The sequence below is a fragment of the Pseudomonas sp. FG1 genome (assembly GCF_034313875.1).
Lineage (GTDB): Bacteria > Pseudomonadota > Gammaproteobacteria > Pseudomonadales > Pseudomonadaceae > Aquipseudomonas > Aquipseudomonas veronii.
This window is the reverse complement of sequence record NZ_JAVIWP010000001.1, coordinates 667280-686365: the sequence shown is the minus strand read 5'-3', so window position 1 is coordinate 686365 and position 19086 is coordinate 667280. Positions and strand designations below refer to the sequence as shown.

The window sequence follows — 19086 nt, the reverse complement described above, 5'->3', positions numbered from 1 at the left end:
AAGTGCTACCGATCTGCTCACAGCCCTTGAACGGGGCCGTTTGCGCCGCCGATTCGGGGCATATTCCGCACTTCGTACAGGGGCTTGTCTAGACACATCAAGAGGTCGTTTTCAGGAGTTATTGAATGGCCATTCAAATTTAGGCATGGCAATTGCTCTATCAACTCAACGCCTCTCTCTGCATCAGAGACGAGCGCAATAACAAGAGCCTCGCCTGAGGCCATCACCCGCTTTGTGTGAGGAGATACCGCGATGACGTCGTTCAACTCCGGGGCCCAACCCCAGAACCGTGCGCCTCAATCCATCGGCTTTCTGCTGCTGGACAATTTCACGCTGATTTCCCTGGCTTCGGCAGTGGAACCGCTGCGCATGGCCAACCAGTTGTCCGGGCGCGAGTTGTATCGCTGGACAACCCTGAGTGTCGACGGCAACCAGGTGTGGGCCAGCGACGGTCTGCAAATCACCCCCGATGCCGCCATGCACAAAGCCCCGGCCCTGGACACCGTCATCGTGTGCGGCGGCGTGGGTATCCAGCGCACCGTCACCCGTGAACATGTGTCGTGGCTGCAAAGCCAGGCGCGTCAGTCCCGTCGCCTCGGCGCGGTATGTACCGGCAGTTGGGCCCTGGCCTGCGCCGGGTTGCTCGATGGCTTCGATTGCAGCGTGCACTGGGAATGCCTGGCGTCGATGCAGGAAGCCTTCCCGCGCGTGTCGATGAGCACCCGCCTGTTCACCCTCGACCGCAACCGCTTCACCAGCTCCGGCGGCACCGCGCCGCTGGACATGATGCTGCACCTGATCAGCCGCGACCACGGCCGTGAACTGTCGGCGGCGATCTCCGAGATGTTCGTGTACGAGCGCATCCGCAATGAACAGGATCACCAGCGTGTGCCGCTCAAGCACATGCTCGGCACCAACCAGCCGAAGTTGCAGGAAATCGTCGCGCTGATGGAAGCCAACCTCGAAGAGCCGATCGACCTGGATGAGCTGGCGGTGTACGTCGCCGTGTCGCGGCGCCAGCTGGAGCGGCTGTTCCAGAAATACCTGCACTGCTCGCCGTCGCGCTACTACCTCAAGCTGCGCCTGATTCGCGCACGGCAGTTGCTCAAGCAAACGCCGATGTCGATCATCGAAGTGGCGTCGGTGTGCGGGTTTGTGTCCACGCCGCACTTCTCCAAGTGCTACCGCGAATACTTCGGTATTCCGCCACGGGATGAGCGCGTCGGTTCCAACACCACCCAGCAGGTGGCGATGATGCCGATTCCGCCGGCCTTGGTGTTGTCCCCGTTGTCGGGGCCGATGTCGGCGTTGAGCCAGGCGCGCAATGAGTCGACGTTTGCCAGTGTGAGGCTCTAGACCGAGTCGCCTGCATCGGGGGCAAGCCCCCTCCCACATTTGACTGTATTCACAATTCGAGTGTGGGAGGGGGCTTGCCCCCGATAGAGGTCTGTCAGACGCCGGAGTTCTGTTTGAACTGCATCAGCGCCGGCAATAACTGCCTGTCGATCGCCTGCCGCACCGCCGGCAGAATCGTCGCACTGCCGCTGTACATCTGCTCGACCATGCCCTTGAGCGCCTTGGCCCGCGCTTCGCTCAAACCGCGTACCGCACATTCACAGGCCTGCTCGGCGCTGGCGCCGCTGGATACCTCGAAACCGAGCGAGCGCAGTTTGCTCAGCAGGTCATCCTGGTCAATCAAATCCGCGTGCATCATGACGTTTATCCTGGTGAAGGGAGCGGGGGGATCGATCTGGATTCTGGTAGCCGACCAGGCGGTCGGCAAGGGCAGAATGCACGAATGGCTCGGATGGCTATGAACAGGTCGTTTTCGGGCCATTTGGCGCGGGCAGGCCAATGACGCGGCCGAGGAGGGCGGGAGTGGGCAGGTCGACTTGCGTGGCGCGGATGGCCGCGAGGCGTTCCAGTGTCGCCTCGGTGAACGGCGTCGAGCGCGGCCCGGCGAGGTCGACGTGCAGCAGCATCTGTTCGTTGCCCGCCAGTTCCTTGTCGTCGCTCACCAGGTGCAGGCTGTGATAGAGGTGCAGGCGCTTGGCATCGTGGGCGATCAGTTGGGTCCGCACCTCCACGTCGGCGCCGAGTTTCACTTCGTGCAGGTAGTTCAGGTGCAGCTCCAGGGTGAACAGCGAATGGCCGCTGGCGGCGCGGTTTTCGCTGTCCAGGCCGAGGGTGTCCATCAACGCGTCGGTGGCGTAGCTGAAGATCAGCAGGTAGAACGCGTCGCGCAGGTGGCCGTTGTAATCCACCCAGTCGGGGTGGACCTGGGTGGTGTAGGTGGTCAGTGCAGGCATGCTGGGGGTTTCCTTATTCGGCGAAGGTCATGCCGTGCTTGGCTTTAGTGGTCTTCACCGCTTCCAGCACCGCCAACAGACAATCATCACGATAGCGCTCCAGCGCCGAAATGCTGTGGTTACCCAACTGCTCGCGGGTGCCGTCGACCACATCGTCGATCAACTTGTCGGTCAGCTCCGGCGCCGGCAGGTGGGTCCACGGCAACTGCAACGCCGGGCCGAACTGCGCCATGAAGTGCCGCATCCCGGCATCGCCGCCGGCCAGGGTGTAGGTCAGGAACGTGCCCATGAACGACCAGCGCAAGCCGGCGCCAAAACGGATTGCGTCGTCGATCTCGCCGGTGGTGGCAACGCCATCGTTGACCAGGTGCAGCGCCTCGCGCCACAGGGCTTCGAGCAGGCGATCGGCGATAAAGCCGGGGACTTCCTTGCGCACATGCAACGGGCGCATGCCGAGGGATTCATACACCTGGATCGCCGCCTGGATCGCTTCGGGCGCGGTGTGTTTGCCGCCCACCACTTCCACCAGCGGCAGCAGGTACACCGGGTTGAACGGGTGACCGACGACGCAGCGTTCAGGGTGGGTCGAGCCTTCATAGAATTCGCTGGGCAACAGGCCCGAGGTACTGGAGCCGATCAACGCATTCGGCTTGGCGGCCGCGCTGATCTTGCTGTGCAGCTCCAGTTTCAGCTCCAGGCGTTCCGGGGCGCTTTCCTGGATGAAGTCGGCGTCTTTCACGCACGCCTCGATCGTGGCGACAAAACGCAGGCGGTCCTGCGATGCGCCGGGGGCCAGGCCTTGTTTCTCCAGGGCGCCCCAGGCATTGGCGACGCGTTGGCGCAGCGCGGCTTCGGCACCGGGCGCCGGGTCCCAGGCCACCACGTCGAGGCCGTTGGCCAGGGCGCGGGACACCCAACCGCTGCCGATCACACCGCTGCCGAGGGCGGCGAAGGTTTTGATATCTGTAATAAAACGCATGGCGACATTCCTGAATAAGGTGATGTTCTCCTGTGGGAGGGGCTTGCCCCGATAGCGGTGTACCAGTCGATGCATTCGCTGCTGATACGCCGCTATCGGGGGCAAGCCCCTCCCACAGGTTTTGATCCGGTTTGGGTTGGGGGGTTAGCTGCGTTTTTTGAGGCCCATTTTCAGGCGCCCTTCGGCCGGGGTCATGACCCGCGCGCCCAGGCGGCTGAGGATTTCACTGGCGCGTTCCACCAGTTGACCGTTGGTGGCCAGCACGCCTTTGTCCAGCCACAGGTTGTCTTCCAGCCCGACCCGCACGTTGCCGCCGAGCAGCACCGCCTGCGCCGCCATCGGCATTTGCATGCGGCCGATGCCGAAGCCGGCCCACACCGCGTCGGCAGGCAGGTTGTCGACCATGGCTTTCATGGTGGTGGTGTCGGCCGGCGCGCCCCACGGGATGCCCAGGCACAGTTGGAACAGCGGGTCGTCGAGCAGGCCTTCCTTGATCATCTGCTTGGCGAACCACAGGTGGCCGGTGTCGAAGATTTCCAGCTCGGCTTTTACGCCAAGTGCCTGGATACGTTTGGCGCCGGCCCGCAGTTGCGCCGGGGTGGACACGTAAATGGTGTCGCCATCGCCGAAGTTCAGCGTGCCGCAGTCGAGCGTGCAGATTTCCGGCAACAGCGCTTCCACATGGGCCAGGCGCGTCAGCGGGCCGACCAGGTCGGTGTTGGGGCCGAATGCCATGGGCGTCTCGCCGCCGCCGATCTCCAGGTCGCCGCCCATGCCTGCGGTGAGGTTGACGATGATGTCGATGTCGGCCTCACGGATACGCTCCATCACTTCGCGGTACAAGGCGACGTCGCGGCTGAACTTGCCGGTCTCGGGGTTGCGCACATGGCAGTGAACGACAGTGGCGCCAGCCTTGGCGGCTTCCACGGCGGCGGCGGCGATTTGTTTGGGGGTGACCGGTACATGGGGGCTTCTGGCGCTCGTGTCGCCAGCACCGGTGAGTGCGCAGGTGATGATGACGTCGTGGTTCATGGGGCAGGTTCCTTACAGGCGTGATTTCAAGGCGTAGCGAGGCCGTTCGCGGTCAGGCACGACCGCGAAACGGTGCGTCGAATACCGTTATTTGCTGGTCAGTTGCAGGTTGGCGGCCGCCGGTTTGCCGTCGAAGGTGGTCACGCCTTCGAGCCAGCGCGCCAGGTCTTGCGGGTGGTCCTTGAGCCACTGCTTGGCGGACTCGAAGGCGTCCTTGTGTTCCAGCAACGGCTGCATCATTCGGCTCTCGTCGGCGGCGGTGAAGGTCAGGTTGGTCAGCAGCTTGTGGACGTTGGGGCACTGCTCGGCATAGGTCGGCGAGGTGACGCTCCACACGGTGGCCATGCCTTCGTTCGGGCCCAGGGCATCTTCGCTGCCGGTGAGGTAGGTCATCGCGATGTTGACGTTCATCGGGTGCGGCGCCCAGCCGAAGAACACCACAGCTTCCTTGCGACGCACCGCGCGGTCGACGGCGGCGAGCATGCCCGCTTCGCTGGACTCCACCAGCTGGAATTTGCCCAGGCCGAACTGGTTCTTGGCGATCATCGCCTTGATCTGGGTGTTGGCACCCGAGCCCGGCTCGATGCCGTAGAGCTTGCCGCCCAGTTCTTTCTCGAACCTGGCGATGTCGGCGAAGGTTTTCAGGCCTTTGTCGGCCAGATAAGTCGGCACCGCCAGGGTCGCACGCGCGTCTTCCAGGCTCGGTTTATCGAGGACCTTGACCTGCTTGGCGTCGACGAACGGGGCGATGGTCTGGGTCATCAGCGGGTTCCAGTAGCCGAGGAACAAATCCAGGCGCTGGTCGCGGATGCCGGCGAAGATGATTTGCTGGGACGCGCTGGTCTGTTTGGTCTTGTAGCCGAGGCCATCGAGCAACACTTGGGTCATGGCGCTGGTGGCGATCACGTCGGTCCAGTTCACCACGCCCATACGCACGTTCTGGCAGGATGGCGCATCGGCCGCGAAGACGCTGGTACTCAAGATGGCGCTGGCGCTGAATGCGAGCACGCAGCGGCTGATCAGTCGGTTCATGGTGGTTCCCTCGGCAGGTCGTTATTGTGGGGGCCGGCGTCTTTGTGCGCCGTGAGGTCACGTTACGCAGCTTGAAGGGCGACAAAACGCACGGCGGCGACCCGCTCTTGCACTGCAGCGACCTGTGCTCTTGAATGGGCCGTTGAACTGGCGTATCACAGTGACCACGCTGCCGGTCCTACGAGAGCGCACCATGTCCCAGGATTTCTACTTTCTGCTGATGCCGGGGTTCTCGGCCATCGGCTTTATCTCCGCGCTCGAACCGCTGCGCGTGGCCAACCGCTTTCGTGGCGAGTTGTACCGCTGGCATGTATTGAGCGCCGACGGCGGCGCGGTGCTGGCGAGCAATGGCATGTCGGTCAACGCCGACGCGGCGCTGGAGCCGCTGAAAAAAGGCGCGACGCTGATGGTGGTCGCCGGTTTCGAACCGCTTGAATTCGCCACCCCGGCCCTCGAACATTGGCTGCGCCGCCTCGACCATGACGGTGTGACCCTCGGCGCCATCGACACCGGTGCCTGCATCCTGGCCGAGGCCGGGCTGCTCGACGGCCACCGCCTGACCCTGCACTGGGAAGCCATCGACGCCTTCAAAGAAGCCTATCCGCACCTGAGCGTGACCCAGGAACTGTTCGAGATCGACCGCCGCCGCATCACCTGCGCCGGCGGCACCGCTTCCATCGACCTGATGCTCGACCTGATCGCCCAGGCCCACGGCCCCGACCTGGCGATCCAGGTCTCCGAGCAATTCGTGCTCGGGCGCATCCGCCCGCGCAAAGACCACCAGCGCATGCAGATCGCCACGCGCTACGGCATCAACAACAAGAAGTTGGTGCAGGTGATCGGCGAGATGGAACAACACACCGAACCGCCGTTGAGCACCCTGGCCCTGGCCGAGGCGATCAAAGTCACGCGGCGTCAGCTGGAGCGGCTGTTTCGCCTGCATCTGAACGACACGCCGAGCAACTTCTACCTCGGCCTGCGCCTGGAAAAAGCGCGGCAGTTGTTGCGCCAGAGCGACATGAGCGTGCTGGAGGTGAGTCTTGCCTGCGGCTTTGAGTCGCCGTCGTATTTCACCCGCAGTTATCGGGCGCGGTTTGCCAAGTGTCCGCGGGAGGATCGGCGACGGGAGGTGGTTTGACCGGCGATTATAGTCAATTATACTCACGACTATAATTTATAGTTAGTTCAATAATTGAGTATAAAAGCATGTCCAAGCCCAGCGGTTTTGTGTTCCGCCGCCCCACCCTGGCAAGCAGTATTGCCGATGGCCTGGTGGGCGTGGGTATCCAGGATTTCACCTCTGGCCTGTTTCTCGCGGCGCCGCGTCGTACCGGCAAAAGTACTTTTCTGCGCGAAGACCTTCTCCCCGAGTGCCAGGCTCGGGGTTGGCTGACGGTGTATGTGGACCTGTGGGCCGACAAGGAGAAAGATCCCGCCGAGCTGATTTCCAGCGCCATTGCCGGTGCGTTGGTGCCTTTCGAAAAGGGCATCCGCAAACTGGCGAAGAACATCGGCATCGAAAAACTCAGCTTCCTGCGCACCTTGTCCTGGGACTTCACCAAGCCTCAACTGCCCGTGGGCGCGACCCTTACGCAAGCACTGGAATTACTTCACCGCGCCGCCGAGAAAACCGTGGTGCTGGTGATTGATGAAGCCCAGCACGCGCTCACCACCGAAGCGGGCATCAATGCCATGTTCGCCCTCAAGGCCGCACGCGACCAGCTCAACCAGGGCCGCGAAGGCGAGGGCAGTGGCTTACACCTGGTGTTCACCGGCTCCAACCGCGACAAGCTCGCTCATTTGGTGCTGGGCAAAAGCCAGCCGTTCTTCGGCTCCAGCATCACGCCGTTTCCGTTGCTGGGTAAGGCGTTCACTCAGGCTTACACCGCGCATCTCAACGCGCATCTGGCCGAGACCAACCAATTCAACGCGGCGGATATCGACGAAGCGTTTGAGTTGGTAGGCCGGCGCCCCGAGATGCTGCGCACCATCATCGGTGAAGTGGCCCTGGAGTTGGGCGAGGCAAGCAACCTGGGCCAGTTGCTGCACAGCCGCGCGGAAGTGCTGCGTGCTGGCGTCTGGAACGAATTCGAAAGCGCCTGGAACGCCCTCACCCTTGCGCAACGTGCAGTGCTGCAAGTGATGGTGGAGCGTTCGCAACACAATCAACCCTTCGCCCCGTTCACCGACAGCACCCTCACTGCGGTCAGCAAGGCGCTGGAGGAGATGGGCAGCGACGTGGTGCCCGGCACTCAGACCATCCAGGCGTGTATCGATGCCCTGCGTGACAAGGAACTGGTATGGAAGTCCAGCCGCGGCGGTTATGCCCTGGAAGACAAGTCCTTCGGCGACTGGCTACTGCACAAGCACCGTACACCCGGCTAAACACACCACAAAGCCAATGAGGGAGGGGGCAAGCCCCCTCCCACAGTAAATTGTCGGTGTGCCTATTGCTTTATCAGGGCCGAACACGCTGCCTTGAAGACTTCATGCTGGTACGCCCCTTCTCCTGTAAGCGACAAAGATCAAATGTGGGAGGGGGCTTGCCCCCGATGACGGTGGATCAGCAGCCCCTGAGTGGCTGACACACCGCCATCGGGGGCAAGCCCCCTCCCACAGTAAATTGTCGGTGTGCTTATTGCTTTATCAGGGCCGAACACGCCGCCTTGAAGGCTTCATGCTGGTACACCCCTTCTCCTGTAAGCGACAAAGATCAAATGTGGGAGGGGGCTTGCCCCCGATGACGGTGGATCAGCAGCCCCTGAGTGGCTGACACACCGCCATCGGGGGCAAGCCCCCTCCCACAGTAAATTGTCGGTGTGCTTATTGCTTTATCAGGGCCGAACACGCCGCCTTGAAGGCTTCATGCTGGTACACCCCTTCTCCTGTAAGCGACAAAGATCAAATGTGGGAGGGGGCTTGCCCCCGATGACGGTGGATCAGCGGCACCTGAGTAGCTGACACACCGCCATCGGGGGCAAGCCCCCTCCCACAGTGAATTGTCGGTGTGCTTATTGCTTTATCAGGGCCGAACAAGCCGTCTTGAAGGCTTCATGCTGGTACACCCCTTCTCCTGTAAGCGACCAAGATCAAATGTGGGAGGGGGCTTGCCCCCGATGACGGTGGATCAGCGGCCCCTGAGTGGCTGACACATCGCCATCGGGGGCAAGCCCCCTCCCACAGTAAATTGTCGGTGTGCCTATTGCTTTATCAGGGCCGAACACGCTGCCTTGAAGGCTTCATGCTGGTACTTGTTCAGCGTCGCCGGCAGATCGAAATTGTGCTTCTTGTTCTGCGCATTGATGGTCTGCGGCGACAGCAGCGTCACTTCAACCCCCTCCAGCAGTTGAAACACCCCTTCAATCTTGAACGTGGTCGGGCCGCCGGCGAATTCGCCTTTTTTGCTGCGCTTCTTGATGGCGATGCGTTCGATGGCGTTGTCCTGCACGAACGCCTTCACCTGGGCGGCGAAGGCTTTGACGTTGGCCGCGTCATCGTCGTCTTCGAGGGCGATTTTCTTGGTGGCCAGGGCGACGTGGGTCAGCGTCTGATTGTTCAGGGAGGCAACGGCGATGATGGCTTCGCTGCCTTTGATTTCGATGCCGCAGAGAGTCATTGGGTCGCCTTGGGGCAAAAAAGAGAGGCCGCAATAGTATCAGGGTCGAGGGCTGAGACGGCCGCCGTCCACCCGTCGGGAACGTGCTCGACCTGTTATTTTTGACAGTAGACCGCCGCGTGCCCGGTCTCATAGATTCCCTGAAGGAGCCTGCCGAGGGTTCCGGCCTGTTCCATGGCTATTCCGACAAGGGAGTTATGCAATGAATATTCGCAAGGAAATTCGCGCACTGACCGCAACGGAACAACTGGAGTTTATCAACACGTTATTGGCGATGAAGCGTTCCGGTGTCTACGACAAGTATGTTCATTGGCATCACGCCGTCATGAAGGCCACGGTCTACCCGAACGAACCCCAAGATCCCAACTACCGTAACGGTGCTCACCGGGGGCCGGCATTTCTGCCGTGGCACCGTGAAATGTTGATGCAGTTCGAGGCGGATCTACAAGCGATCAACGTCAGCGTAACGTTGCCTTATTGGGACTGGACGCAGGATGCGGCCGCCCCTGAACAATCGCCGGTCTGGCGCCAGGGTTTCCTGGGGGGTGATGGCGACCCAGCCGATCAGTTTCGCGTGCAGGATGGGGTCTTTGCCCACAAATACGGGAACTGGCCCGTGCCGCCCTATGACGAGGAGGGCTTGCCCGGGCCAGGCCTCAAACGCCAGTTCGGGCAAGTGATCAGCTCACTGCCAACCGAGGACGACCTGCGAGTGGCGATGAACGAAAGCCTGTATGACGAACCCAATTACAACTCGAGCCCTTTCATCCGTGGTTTCAGAAACCGCCTGGAAGGCTGGATCACCCAGCGTGGCGATCCTGCTGTCAAAACCTCCGGTTCGCAGTTGCATAACCGTGTGCATTTGTGGATTGGCGGCAATATGTTGCCCATGACCTCACCGGATGACCCGGTGTTCTTCCTGCATCACTGTTTCATCGACAAGATCTGGGCGGACTGGCAGGCGCAGAAGCGCCTGGATGAGCCGGACCTGGCCCCGCACTATTGCCCCATGCAGGACGGTCCGCCGGGCCACAACTATGATGATGTGATTAATCCCTGGACCCGCCGGATCAGTGAGGTGATGGATATCGCCGCGCTGGGCTACAGCTATGCGCCCAGCCGCCCATTGACGAAAAGCCCGTTCAAGTCGCCCTTCATGGCCTGACGCCTGTGAAGCGTTCCCGCGTTCAATGCGCGGGAATGCTTCACTCCTGGCCGATCGACTCCAAAAACTCCGACCGCTCATCACTCATCCGCGCCAGGCAATCGTTCAGCGCGATCGCATAGGGTTTGGTACCGGTCGCCGCCGGGAAGGTGTCCACCGCGCAATCAGCATCGCGTAATTTTTCCCACTTCTGCTGGGCATCCTTCAGACGAGCGGTAATGTCTGCCAGCTGTGACTTGTTGCTGCCATAGGTCGAACCCATGCGCTCCAGCAACCCTTGATAGTTATCCTTGAGCAATTGCTCGGCGGTGGTTTTGTTGTAGGTGGCGCATTCCAGGGTTTGCTTGTCGTTTTCGATGCCGTCGCACGGCGTGCTGTCGGTGTCTTCGGCCGCGTGGACGCCGGTTGCGATGAGTGCCAAAGCCAGGAAAATCGATTTCATTGCGCCGTCTCGTATCGGTTGATGCGGGAATTCTGGCCCAAGCGTAAGACAAAGAACAGCCGCCAGACAGACCTGTCTTAGCGACCTTCGTCGCGGATTGACGCTTTCGGCAATTCCCCTGTCGTTTTTGCACCCGGTCCGCTCGGCCCCTCGGCATATGCTGGCCCCAAAGCGCCGGCAGACGATTCGGCGCACGAATCGCCAATAAGGGGACGCCTGATGAGCCCAGCGCAATTACACGCCGACAGCATCGTTATCGACGGGCTGATCATTGCCAAGTGGAACCGCGAGCTGTTCGAGGACATGCGCAAAGGTGGCCTGACCGCCGCCAACTGCACCGTGTCGGTGTGGGAAGGGTTCCAGGCGACGATCAATAACATCGTCGCCAGTCAGACCCTGATCCGCGAGAACAGCGACCTGGTGATCCCGGTGAAAACCACCGCCGACATCCGCAAGGCCAAGGAACAGGGCAAGACCGGCATCATCTTCGGCTTCCAGAACGCCCACGCGTTTGAAGACCAGCTCGGCTATGTCGAGATCTTCAAGCAGCTCGGCGTCGGTGTGGTGCAGATGTGCTACAACACCCAGAACCTGGTCGGCACCGGTTGCTACGAACGCGACGGCGGGCTGTCGGGCTTCGGTCGCGAGATCGTCGGCGAGATGAACCGCGTCGGCATCATGTGCGACCTGTCCCACGTCGGCTCCAAGACCAGCGAAGAAGTCATCCTCGAATCGAAAAAACCGGTGTGCTACTCCCACTGCCTGCCCTCCGGGCTCAAGGAACACCCGCGCAACAAGTCCGATGAAGAGCTGAAGTTCATCGCCGACCACGGCGGCTTTGTCGGCGTGACCATGTTCGCGCCGTTCCTGGCCAAGGGTATCGATTCGACCATCGACGACTACGCCGAAGCCATCGAGTACACCATGAACATCGTCGGCGAAGACGCCATCGGCATCGGCACCGACTTCACCCAGGGTCATGGCCAGGATTTCTTCGAAATGCTGACCCATGACAAGGGCTACGCCCGCCGCCTGACCAGCTTCGGCAAGATCATCAACCCGCTGGGCATCCGCACCGTGGGCGAGTTCCCCAACCTCACCGAGACCCTGCTCAAGCGCGGCCACAGCGAACGCGTGGTGCGCAAGATCATGGGCGAGAACTGGGTCAACGTCTTGAAGGACGTGTGGGGCGAATAAGCCAAACACCCACGGGCAACACCACTACGAATTTTCTGGAGTTAAGTTTCCATGGCCAAGATCGCCCCGCAATTGCCTATCGAAGTCGACAGCGAAACCGGTGTCTGGACCTCCGACGCCCTGCCGATGCTGTACGTACCGCGTCATTTCTTCGTCAACAACCACATGGGCATCGAAGAAGTGCTCGGCGCCGAGGCCTATGCTGAGATCCTCTACAAGGCCGGCTACAAATCCGCCTGGCACTGGTGTGAAAAAGAAGCCGAATGCCATGGCCTTGAAGGCGTGGCGGTGTTCGAGCACTACATGAAGCGCCTGTCGCAACGCGGCTGGGGCCTGTTCAAGATCCAGGACATCGACCTGGACAAAGGCACCGCCAGCGTCAAGCTCGAACACTCGGCGTTTGTCTACGTGTACGGCAAGGTCGGGCGCAAGGTCGACTACATGTTCACCGGCTGGTTTGCCGGGGCCATGGACCAGATCCTGCAAGCGCGCGGCAGCACTATTCGCACCGTGGCCGAACAAGTCTACGGCGGCTCCGAAGAGGGCCATGACGACGGCCTGTTCACCGTCAAGCCGTTGTAAGTCGAGGAACCCTGCCATGGCTTTCGAAGCAATGTTCGCGCCGATCCAGATCGGCAAACTGACCATCCGCAACCGCGTGCTCAGTACCGCCCACGCCGAGGTGTATGCCACCGACGGCGGCATGACCACCGACCGCTATGTGAAGTACTACGAAGAGAAAGCCAAGGGCGGGATCGGCCTGGCCATCTGCGGCGGGTCTTCCAGCGTGGCGATCGACAGCCCGCAAGGCTGGTGGAAATCGGTGAACCTGGCCGACGACCGGATCATCCCACACTTCCAGAACCTGGCCGATGCCATGCACAAGCATGGCGCCAAGATCATGATCCAGATTACCCACATGGGCCGCCGCTCGCGCTGGGACGGCGAGCATTGGCCGACCCTGCTGTCGCCCTCGGGCATCCGCGAGCCGGTACACCGTGCGACCTGCAAGACCATCGAGCCGGAAGAGATCTGGCGCGTGATCGGCAACTACGCCAGCGCGGCAGCGCGGGCAAAAGCCGGTGGCCTGGACGGCGTGGAACTGTCGGCGGTGCATCAGCACATGATCGACCAGTTCTGGAGCCCGCGGGTCAACAAGCGCACCGACGAATGGGGCGGCAGCTTTGAAAATCGCATGCGTTTCGGCCTGGAAGTGCTCAAGGCGGTGCGGGCTGAAGTCGGCCCGGATTTCTGCGTCGGCATCCGCCTGTGCGGCGATGAGTTCCACCCGGACGGCTTGTCCCACGAGGACATGAAGCAGATCGCCAAGTATTACGACGACACCGGCATGCTCGATTTTATCGGTGTGGTCGGCTCGGGTTGCGATACCCACAACACCCTGGCCAACGTCATTCCGAACATGAGTTATCCACCGGAGCCGTTCCTGCATCTGGCGGCCGGGATCAAGGAAGTGGTCAAGGCCCCGGTGCTGCATGCGCAGAACATCAAGGACCCGAACCAGGCCACGCGCATCCTCGAAGGCGGCTATGTGGACATGGTCGGCATGACCCGCGCCCACATCGCCGACCCGCACCTGATCGCCAAGATCAAGATGGGCCAGATCGACCAGATCAAACAGTGCGTCGGCGCCAACTATTGCATCGACCGCCAGTACCAGGGCCTGGATGTGCTGTGCATCCAGAACGCCGCGACCTCCCGCGAATACATGGGCGTGCCGCACATCATCGAAAAATCCACCGGGCCCAAGCGCAAGGTGGTGGTGGTCGGCGCCGGGCCAGCGGGGATGGAGGCTGCGCGCGTCGCCGCCGAGCGTGGCCACGACGTGACCCTGTTCGAGAAAAAAGCCTTTATCGGCGGGCAAATCACTACCGCCTCCAAAGCCCCGCAGCGCGACCAGATCGCCGGGATTACCCGCTGGTTCCAACTGGAACTGGCGCGGTTGAACGTCGACCTGCGCCTGGGCGTGGCGGCGGACGCGGCGGCCATCCTCGACCTGCGCCCGGATGTGGTGGTGCTGGCGGTGGGCGGGCATCCGTTCCTGGAGCAGAACGAACACTGGGGCGCGGCCGAAGGCCTGGTGGTCAGCAGCTGGGACGTGCTCGACGGCAAAGTCGCGCCGGGCAAGAACGTGCTGGTCTACGACACTATCTGCGAATTCACCGGCATGTCGGTGGCCGATTTCCTCGCGGACAAGGGCAGCCAGGTCGAGATCGTCACCGACGACATCAAGCCCGGCGTGGCCATCGGCGGTACGTCGTTCCCGACCTACTACCGCAGCATGTACCCCAAGGAAGTGATCATGACCGGCGACATGATGCTGGAAAAGGTCTACCGCGAAGGCGACAAGCTGGTGGCGGTGTTGGAGAACGAATACACCGGCGCCAAAGAGGAGCGGGTGGTCGATCAAGTGGTGGTGGAAAACGGCGTGCGTCCCGATGAGGAGATCTACTACGCCCTCAAGCCCGGCTCGCGCAACAAGGGGCAGATGGACATCGAAGCGCTGTTCGCGATCAAGCCGCAACCGTGCCTGAGCGAAGCGGGCGAGGGCTACTTGCTGTTCCGCATCGGTGACTGTGTGGCGCAGCGCAATACCCACGCCGCGATCTATGACGCCCTGCGCTTGTGCAAGGATTTCTGACCCGACACCGAACCAATGTGTACTCGGTCTGAAAATGTGGGAGGGGGCTTGCCCCCTCCCACATTTAGGACCCGGTTTCACAGTAGATCCGTGTGGTCTGTGGGAGCTTCACCATGTTGAATACTCTTCTTCCGATTCTGCTGTTCGCGGCGCTGGGCCTTGCTGTTCTGGGCGCACTGCGGCGGGCAGCCATGTGGCGCCGTGGGCGGGCGTCGAAGGTCGACCTGATCAAAGGCCTGCTGGCCATGCCCAAGCGCTACATGGTCGACCTGCACCACGTGGTCGCCCGCGACAAATACATCGCCAACACCCACGTCGCTACGGCGCTGGGTTTTGTGCTGTCGGCGCTGCTGGCGGTCCTGGTGCATGGTTTCGGCTTGCATAACCGCATCCTCGGCGTTGCCTTGCTGCTGGCGTCGGTGCTGATGTTTGTCGGCGCCACGTTTGTCTATCTGCGCCGGCGCAATCCGCCGTCGCGCCTGTCGAAAGGCCCGTGGATGCGCCTGCCGAAAAGCCTGATGGCGTTTTCTGTGAGCTTCTTCCTGGTGACGCTGCCGGTGGCCGGGGTGCTGCCCGCCGACTTCGGCGGCTGGTTGCTGGCCGCGTTGTTGAGCGTGGGTGTGCTGTGGGGCGTGTCGGAAATGTTCTTCGGCATGACCTGGGGCGGGCCGATGAAGCACGCCTTCGCCGGTGCCTTGCACCTGGCCTGGCACCGCCGCGCCGAGCGCTTCGGCGGGGGCCGTTCCACCGGTTTGAAACCGTTGGACCTGAACGATAAAAGCGCGCCCCTGGGCGTGGAAAAACCCAAGGACTTCACCTGGAACCAACTGCTCGGCTTCGACGCCTGCGTGCAGTGCGGCAAGTGCGAAGCGGCGTGCCCGGCGTTCGCCGCCGGCCAGCCGCTGAACCCGAAAAAGCTGATTCAGGACATGGTGGTCGGCCTGGCCGGCGGCACCGATGCCAAGTTCGCCGGCAGCGCTTATCCTGGAAAACTGATCGGTGAACACCGCGGCAACCCGCACCAACCGATCGTCAACGGCCTGGTGGACGCCGACACGTTGTGGTCCTGCACCACCTGCCGCGCCTGTGTGGAAGAGTGCCCGATGATGATCGAGCACGTGGACGCCATCGTCGACATGCGCCGCCACCTCACCCTGGAAAAAGGCGCCACGCCGAACAAGGGCGCCGAAGTCCTTGAAAACCTGATCGCCACCGACAACCCCGGCGGCTTCGCACCGGGCGGCCGGCTGAACTGGGCGGCGGATCTGAACCTGCCGTTGCTCAGCGAAAAAGGTCGCTGCGAGGTGCTGTTCTGGGTCGGCGACGCTGCCTTCGACATGCGCAACCAGCGCACCCTGCGCGCCTTCGTCAAAGTGCTGAAAGCGGCCAAGGTCGACTTCGCCGTGCTCGGTCTGGAAGAGCGCGACAGCGGCGACGTCGCCCGCCGTTTGGGCGATGAAGCGACCTTCCAACTGCTGGCCACGCGCAATATCCAGACCCTGGCCAAGTACAACTTCACGCGCATCGTCACCTGCGACCCGCACAGTTTCCATGTGCTGAAAAACGAATACGGCGCCTTCAACGGTGACTATGTCGTACAGCACCACAGCACCTTCATGGCCGAGCTGATCGGCGACGGCGCGCTGAACCTGGGCCAGCACAAAGGCAGCAGCGTGACCTATCACGACCCGTGCTACCTGGGCCGCTACAACGGCGAATACGAGGCGCCGCGCCAGGTGCTGCGCGCGTTGGGGATCGAGGTCAAGGAGATGCAACGCTCGGGCTACCGTTCACGCTGCTGCGGTGGCGGTGGCGGCGCGCCGATCACCGACATTCCGGGCAAGCAACGCATCCCCGATATGCGGATGGACGACATCCGCACAACCGGCGCCGAGCTGGTGGCCGTGGGCTGCCCGCAATGCACCGCGATGCTCGAAGGCGTGGTCGAACCGCGCCCACTGATCAAGGACATCGCCGAGTTGGTGGCCGATGCCTTGCTCGACGAGCCGGCGCCGGCCAAAGCCCCGATCACGCGTGAACCCGCGGAGGTACACTGATGAGCGACATTATCCGCCGCGACCCACGCGCCGAATGGATCGCCCGTAACCGCCTGCACCCGCTGCATGCGGCGATGCAACCGGTGCAACACAGTTGGATGGGGCCCAACGGCGTCATCCGCAAGAACGTCCATGGTGTCGGTTTTATCGGCCCCAACGGCATCAAGCGCATCGACCGCAGCGGTGCCCAGCAGGGCGGGGCGGCCAAGCGCACGGCGGCGGTGGAAGTGCAGTTGCCGCTGCATCAAGTGGCGGCGCCCGCGTTCTACATCAACGTGGTGCCGGACATGGTCGGCGGCCGCCTGAGCAGCCACGACCGTGACCTGCTCGGCCTGGCCCGGCAACTCGCCGGCAGCGACGGTGCGGTGCTGGCCGTGGTGTTTGGCGAACACAAGGAAAACGCATTTGCCACGGCCGGCGTCGACCGCCTGCTGGTGCTCGAAGGTCATGCCTTCGACGGTTATTCACCGGAGCAACGGGTGCAGGGCCTGCGGGCTGTGGATAACCAGTTCAACCCGCGCCATTGGTTGCTGCCGGACAGCCGCAGCGGTGGCGGCGAACTCGGTCGGCGTTTTGCCGCCAGCCTCAACGAGCGCCCGGCCACGCGGGTCTGGCAGATCCAGGGCGAGCAGTGCATCGGCCGTGCCGGTGCTGGTCAGCAAGACGTGGCCCGGCCGCTGCCGCGCCTGATCCTGGCCGCCGCCGAATGCGCCGATCCGGTCAGCGACACTCGGCATGAAGTGCTGCCCGTGGAGTTATCCACAGCCCTGGCGCGCAGCCTGCCGCGTATCGAAGACCTCGGCGCGGTGGCGGTGGACCCGGCGGCGATTCCGATGGCTGAAGCCGAGTTTATTTTCTCCGGCGGCAACGGCGTGAAGGACTGGGCGCTGTTCCACCAGACCGCCGCCGCCCTGGGCGCTACCGAAGGTGCCTCGCGCGTCGCGGTGGACGATGGCTTCATGGCCCGCGATCGCCAGGTCGGCGCCAGCGGCACCTGGGTTACGGCGCGGGTGTATGTGGCCGTCGGTATCTCCGGGGCGATCCAGCACCTGCAAGGCATCGGCGCCTGCGACAAGGTGGTGGCGATCAACCTCGACCCCGGCTGCGACATGATCAAGCGTGCCGACCTGTCGGTGATCGGCGACAGCGCCGCGATTCTGCAAGCCTTGATCGCCGCGGTCGAGGCCTACCGCCACGGCGCCAAGCGCGATGCGGCTTAAGCAAAGGATAAGGGCATGAACACGCAGGTAATCAGTCTGGTCTCCATCGGCGCCCACCCCACCTCCGGGCGCCCGCGCCGCGCCGAGCAGGATGCGCGCGCGGTCGAGTTGGGCCTGCAAATGGCTGGGGATAAGTTGCAGGTGCTGCATGCCGGCGACATCGCCGAACCCACGCTGCGCAGCTACCTGGGCATGGGGCTGGCGCAGTTGCATGTGCTCGAACAACCGCCTGGCGCCGATGCCTTGCCGGTGCTCAGTGAGTATCTGCGCGACGCCGGCGCCCAGGTGGTGCTCACCGGTAGCCAGGCCGAAACCGGCGAAGGTTCGGGGATGTTGCCGTTCCTGCTCGCCGAACACCTGGGCTGGCCGCTGATTGTCGGGCTGGCGCAGGTGGAGTCCATCGAGAGCGGCGTGGCCCTGGTGCTGCAAGCCTTGCCCCGCGGGCAGCGGCGGCGCTTGAAGGTGCGCCTGCCGTTTCTGGCCACGGTGGATAACGCCGCGCCCAAGCCTCGGCAGAGCGCCTATGGCCCGGCGCAACGCGGCGAACTGGCGGCCCACGAGGTCGAGGTTGAAGCGGACGAGTTATTCACAGGCGCCGTGCTGCAACCGGCCAAGCCACGCCCCAAGCGGCTCAAGGTGATCAAGGCCAAGAGCGGCGCGGACCGGATGAAGGCGGCCACGGCCAAGGCCAGTGGCGGCGGCGGGCAGGTACTCAAGGGCCTCAGCCCTGAAGCGGGTGCTGAAGCGATTCTCAAGTTGTTGCTTGAGGAAGGCGTGGTTCGCTGAGCCGCAACGGGGAGAGTGGCTTACCCACAATCCCTGTTGACCCGTCTGTGGATAACCTGTTCGCGGTTGTCCACACCCCCTGTAAATCAAGCCCTGCAGCCCTCCGTACAAAAAACGACCAGGCTAACCCTCGGTTTTTCCTTGGGTTTCTGTGTGATCACAGCGATTACCGCGCGCAGAGTTTCCCCCAAAGTCTGTTGGCGCTTCTGTGGATAAGATGTTCGCTTACCGCTGAAGCCCTTATAAATCAAGGCTTACGCTAGGTTGATCGAAATTTGATCAATTGCGCGCATTTGCCCGCTGAAACGCGTGGATAGCCCGGTTTATGAAGGTTTGAAGGGGTTTTCCACAGCCGCGTCAAAGTTGCCCCCAAAGTCTGTTGGTGCTTCTGTGGATAAGGTGTTCGCGTACCGCTACAGGGCACGGTTCATATGGCTTACACGGAGTTGTTCAAAAATTGATCAGTGGCGCCTTAAAACGGCCAAGTCGAATAAGTCACGGATTTTCTTGATTTAATTTCGACGGGCAGACGCACTTGCGCACAATTGCTGTGGGTGGCTCTGTGGATAAGTTGTTGGGCAAAGGCTGGAGG

Annotated in this window: 17 protein-coding genes; 10 read left to right on the top strand and 7 right to left on the bottom strand. The window is 62.3% G+C overall.

Annotation, left to right across the window (positions count from 1 at the left end; translation table 11 throughout):
* Positions 1-252: 252 nt before the first annotated feature.
* The gene (locus RGV59_RS03245) at positions 253-1356 is read left to right on the top strand and encodes a GlxA family transcriptional regulator (protein ID WP_017844931.1); all 1104 of its coding nucleotides are present in this window, start codon (positions 253-255) and stop codon (positions 1354-1356) included.
* Between the two features lie 94 nt (positions 1357-1450).
* Here RGV59_RS03245 and RGV59_RS03240 read toward each other — a convergent pair whose 3' ends face one another.
* The 5 genes from RGV59_RS03240 to RGV59_RS03220 all read right to left on the bottom strand — a co-directional run bounded on the left by RGV59_RS03240 (position 1451) and on the right by RGV59_RS03220 (position 5352).
* The gene (locus RGV59_RS03240) at positions 1451-1714 is read right to left on the bottom strand and encodes a hypothetical protein (protein WP_017844930.1); all 264 of its coding nucleotides are present in this window, start codon (positions 1712-1714) and stop codon (positions 1451-1453) included.
* 97 nt (positions 1715-1811) lie between these two features.
* A complete protein-coding gene (locus tag RGV59_RS03235) occupies positions 1812-2309 on the bottom strand; it encodes a thioesterase family protein (protein WP_108524909.1) in 498 nt (165 codons plus the stop codon).
* A gap of 13 nt (positions 2310-2322) precedes the next feature.
* Complete coding sequence (locus RGV59_RS03230; RefSeq protein ID WP_017844928.1) at positions 2323-3288, bottom strand: L-carnitine dehydrogenase; 966 nt, start codon at positions 3286-3288, stop codon at positions 2323-2325.
* 144 nt (positions 3289-3432) lie between these two features.
* Entirely contained in the window at positions 3433-4320 is an 888-nt protein-coding gene (locus RGV59_RS03225; RefSeq protein ID WP_108524913.1) for a 3-keto-5-aminohexanoate cleavage protein, read from the bottom strand.
* 87 nt (positions 4321-4407) lie between these two features.
* A complete protein-coding gene (locus RGV59_RS03220; RefSeq protein ID WP_322246880.1) occupies positions 4408-5352 on the bottom strand; it encodes a choline ABC transporter substrate-binding protein in 945 nt (314 codons plus the stop codon).
* A 193-nt stretch (positions 5353-5545) separates the two neighbouring features.
* On the opposite strand from RGV59_RS03220, the gene RGV59_RS03215 reads away from it, so the two are divergent.
* Positions 5546-6490: a GlxA family transcriptional regulator gene (locus RGV59_RS03215; protein WP_017844925.1), complete on the top strand. Its 945-nt coding sequence runs from the start codon at positions 5546-5548 to the stop codon at positions 6488-6490.
* 68 nt (positions 6491-6558) lie between these two features.
* Positions 6559-7737: an AAA family ATPase gene (locus tag RGV59_RS03210; protein WP_104904324.1), complete on the top strand. Its 1179-nt coding sequence runs from the start codon at positions 6559-6561 to the stop codon at positions 7735-7737.
* Between the two features lie 814 nt (positions 7738-8551).
* Here RGV59_RS03210 and RGV59_RS03205 read toward each other — a convergent pair.
* Positions 8552-8968 carry a DUF3010 family protein gene (locus RGV59_RS03205; RefSeq protein WP_079444846.1) on the bottom strand — a complete coding sequence of 139 codons (417 nt, stop codon included), beginning with the start codon at positions 8966-8968 and terminating at the stop codon, positions 8552-8554.
* A 202-nt stretch (positions 8969-9170) separates the two neighbouring features.
* Here RGV59_RS03205 and RGV59_RS03200 point away from each other — a divergent pair, with 202 nt between their 5' ends.
* Positions 9171-10133, top strand: a complete 963-nt coding sequence (locus RGV59_RS03200; protein WP_046487917.1) for a tyrosinase family protein — start codon at positions 9171-9173, stop codon at positions 10131-10133.
* Positions 10134-10173: 40 nt separating this feature from the next.
* Here RGV59_RS03200 and RGV59_RS03195 read toward each other — a convergent pair whose 3' ends face one another.
* Entirely contained in the window at positions 10174-10575 is a 402-nt protein-coding gene (locus RGV59_RS03195; RefSeq protein WP_017849538.1) for a lysozyme inhibitor LprI family protein, read from the bottom strand.
* A gap of 219 nt (positions 10576-10794) precedes the next feature.
* Here RGV59_RS03195 and RGV59_RS03190 point away from each other — a divergent pair, with 219 nt between their 5' ends.
* The 6 genes from RGV59_RS03190 (at position 10795) to RGV59_RS03165 (ending at position 18494) form a co-directional block, all read left to right on the top strand.
* On the top strand, positions 10795-11772 hold the full coding sequence (locus tag RGV59_RS03190; protein ID WP_017849539.1) for a dipeptidase: 978 nt from the start codon (positions 10795-10797) through the stop codon (positions 11770-11772).
* Between the two features lie 51 nt (positions 11773-11823).
* Positions 11824-12354 (top strand): DUF5943 domain-containing protein, encoded by a 531-nt coding sequence (locus tag RGV59_RS03185; protein WP_046381807.1) that lies wholly within the window; start codon positions 11824-11826, stop codon positions 12352-12354.
* A 16-nt stretch (positions 12355-12370) separates the two neighbouring features.
* A complete protein-coding gene (gene dgcA / locus RGV59_RS03180; protein WP_017849541.1) occupies positions 12371-14431 on the top strand; it encodes a dimethylglycine demethylation protein DgcA in 2061 nt (686 codons plus the stop codon).
* Positions 14432-14544: 113 nt separating this feature from the next.
* Positions 14545-16488: a dimethylglycine demethylation protein DgcB gene (gene dgcB / locus RGV59_RS03175; RefSeq protein ID WP_322246879.1), complete on the top strand. Its 1944-nt coding sequence runs from the start codon at positions 14545-14547 to the stop codon at positions 16486-16488.
* Positions 16488-17708 (top strand): electron transfer flavoprotein subunit alpha/FixB family protein, encoded by a 1221-nt coding sequence (locus RGV59_RS03170; RefSeq protein WP_232590960.1) that lies wholly within the window; start codon positions 16488-16490, stop codon positions 17706-17708. The genes dgcB and RGV59_RS03170 overlap by 1 nt, the downstream gene beginning before the upstream one ends.
* 15 nt (positions 17709-17723) lie before the next feature.
* Positions 17724-18494, top strand: coding sequence for an electron transfer flavoprotein subunit beta (locus RGV59_RS03165; protein ID WP_046487910.1), 771 nt, complete (start codon positions 17724-17726; stop codon positions 18492-18494).
* Positions 18495-19086: the final 592 nt, after the last annotated feature.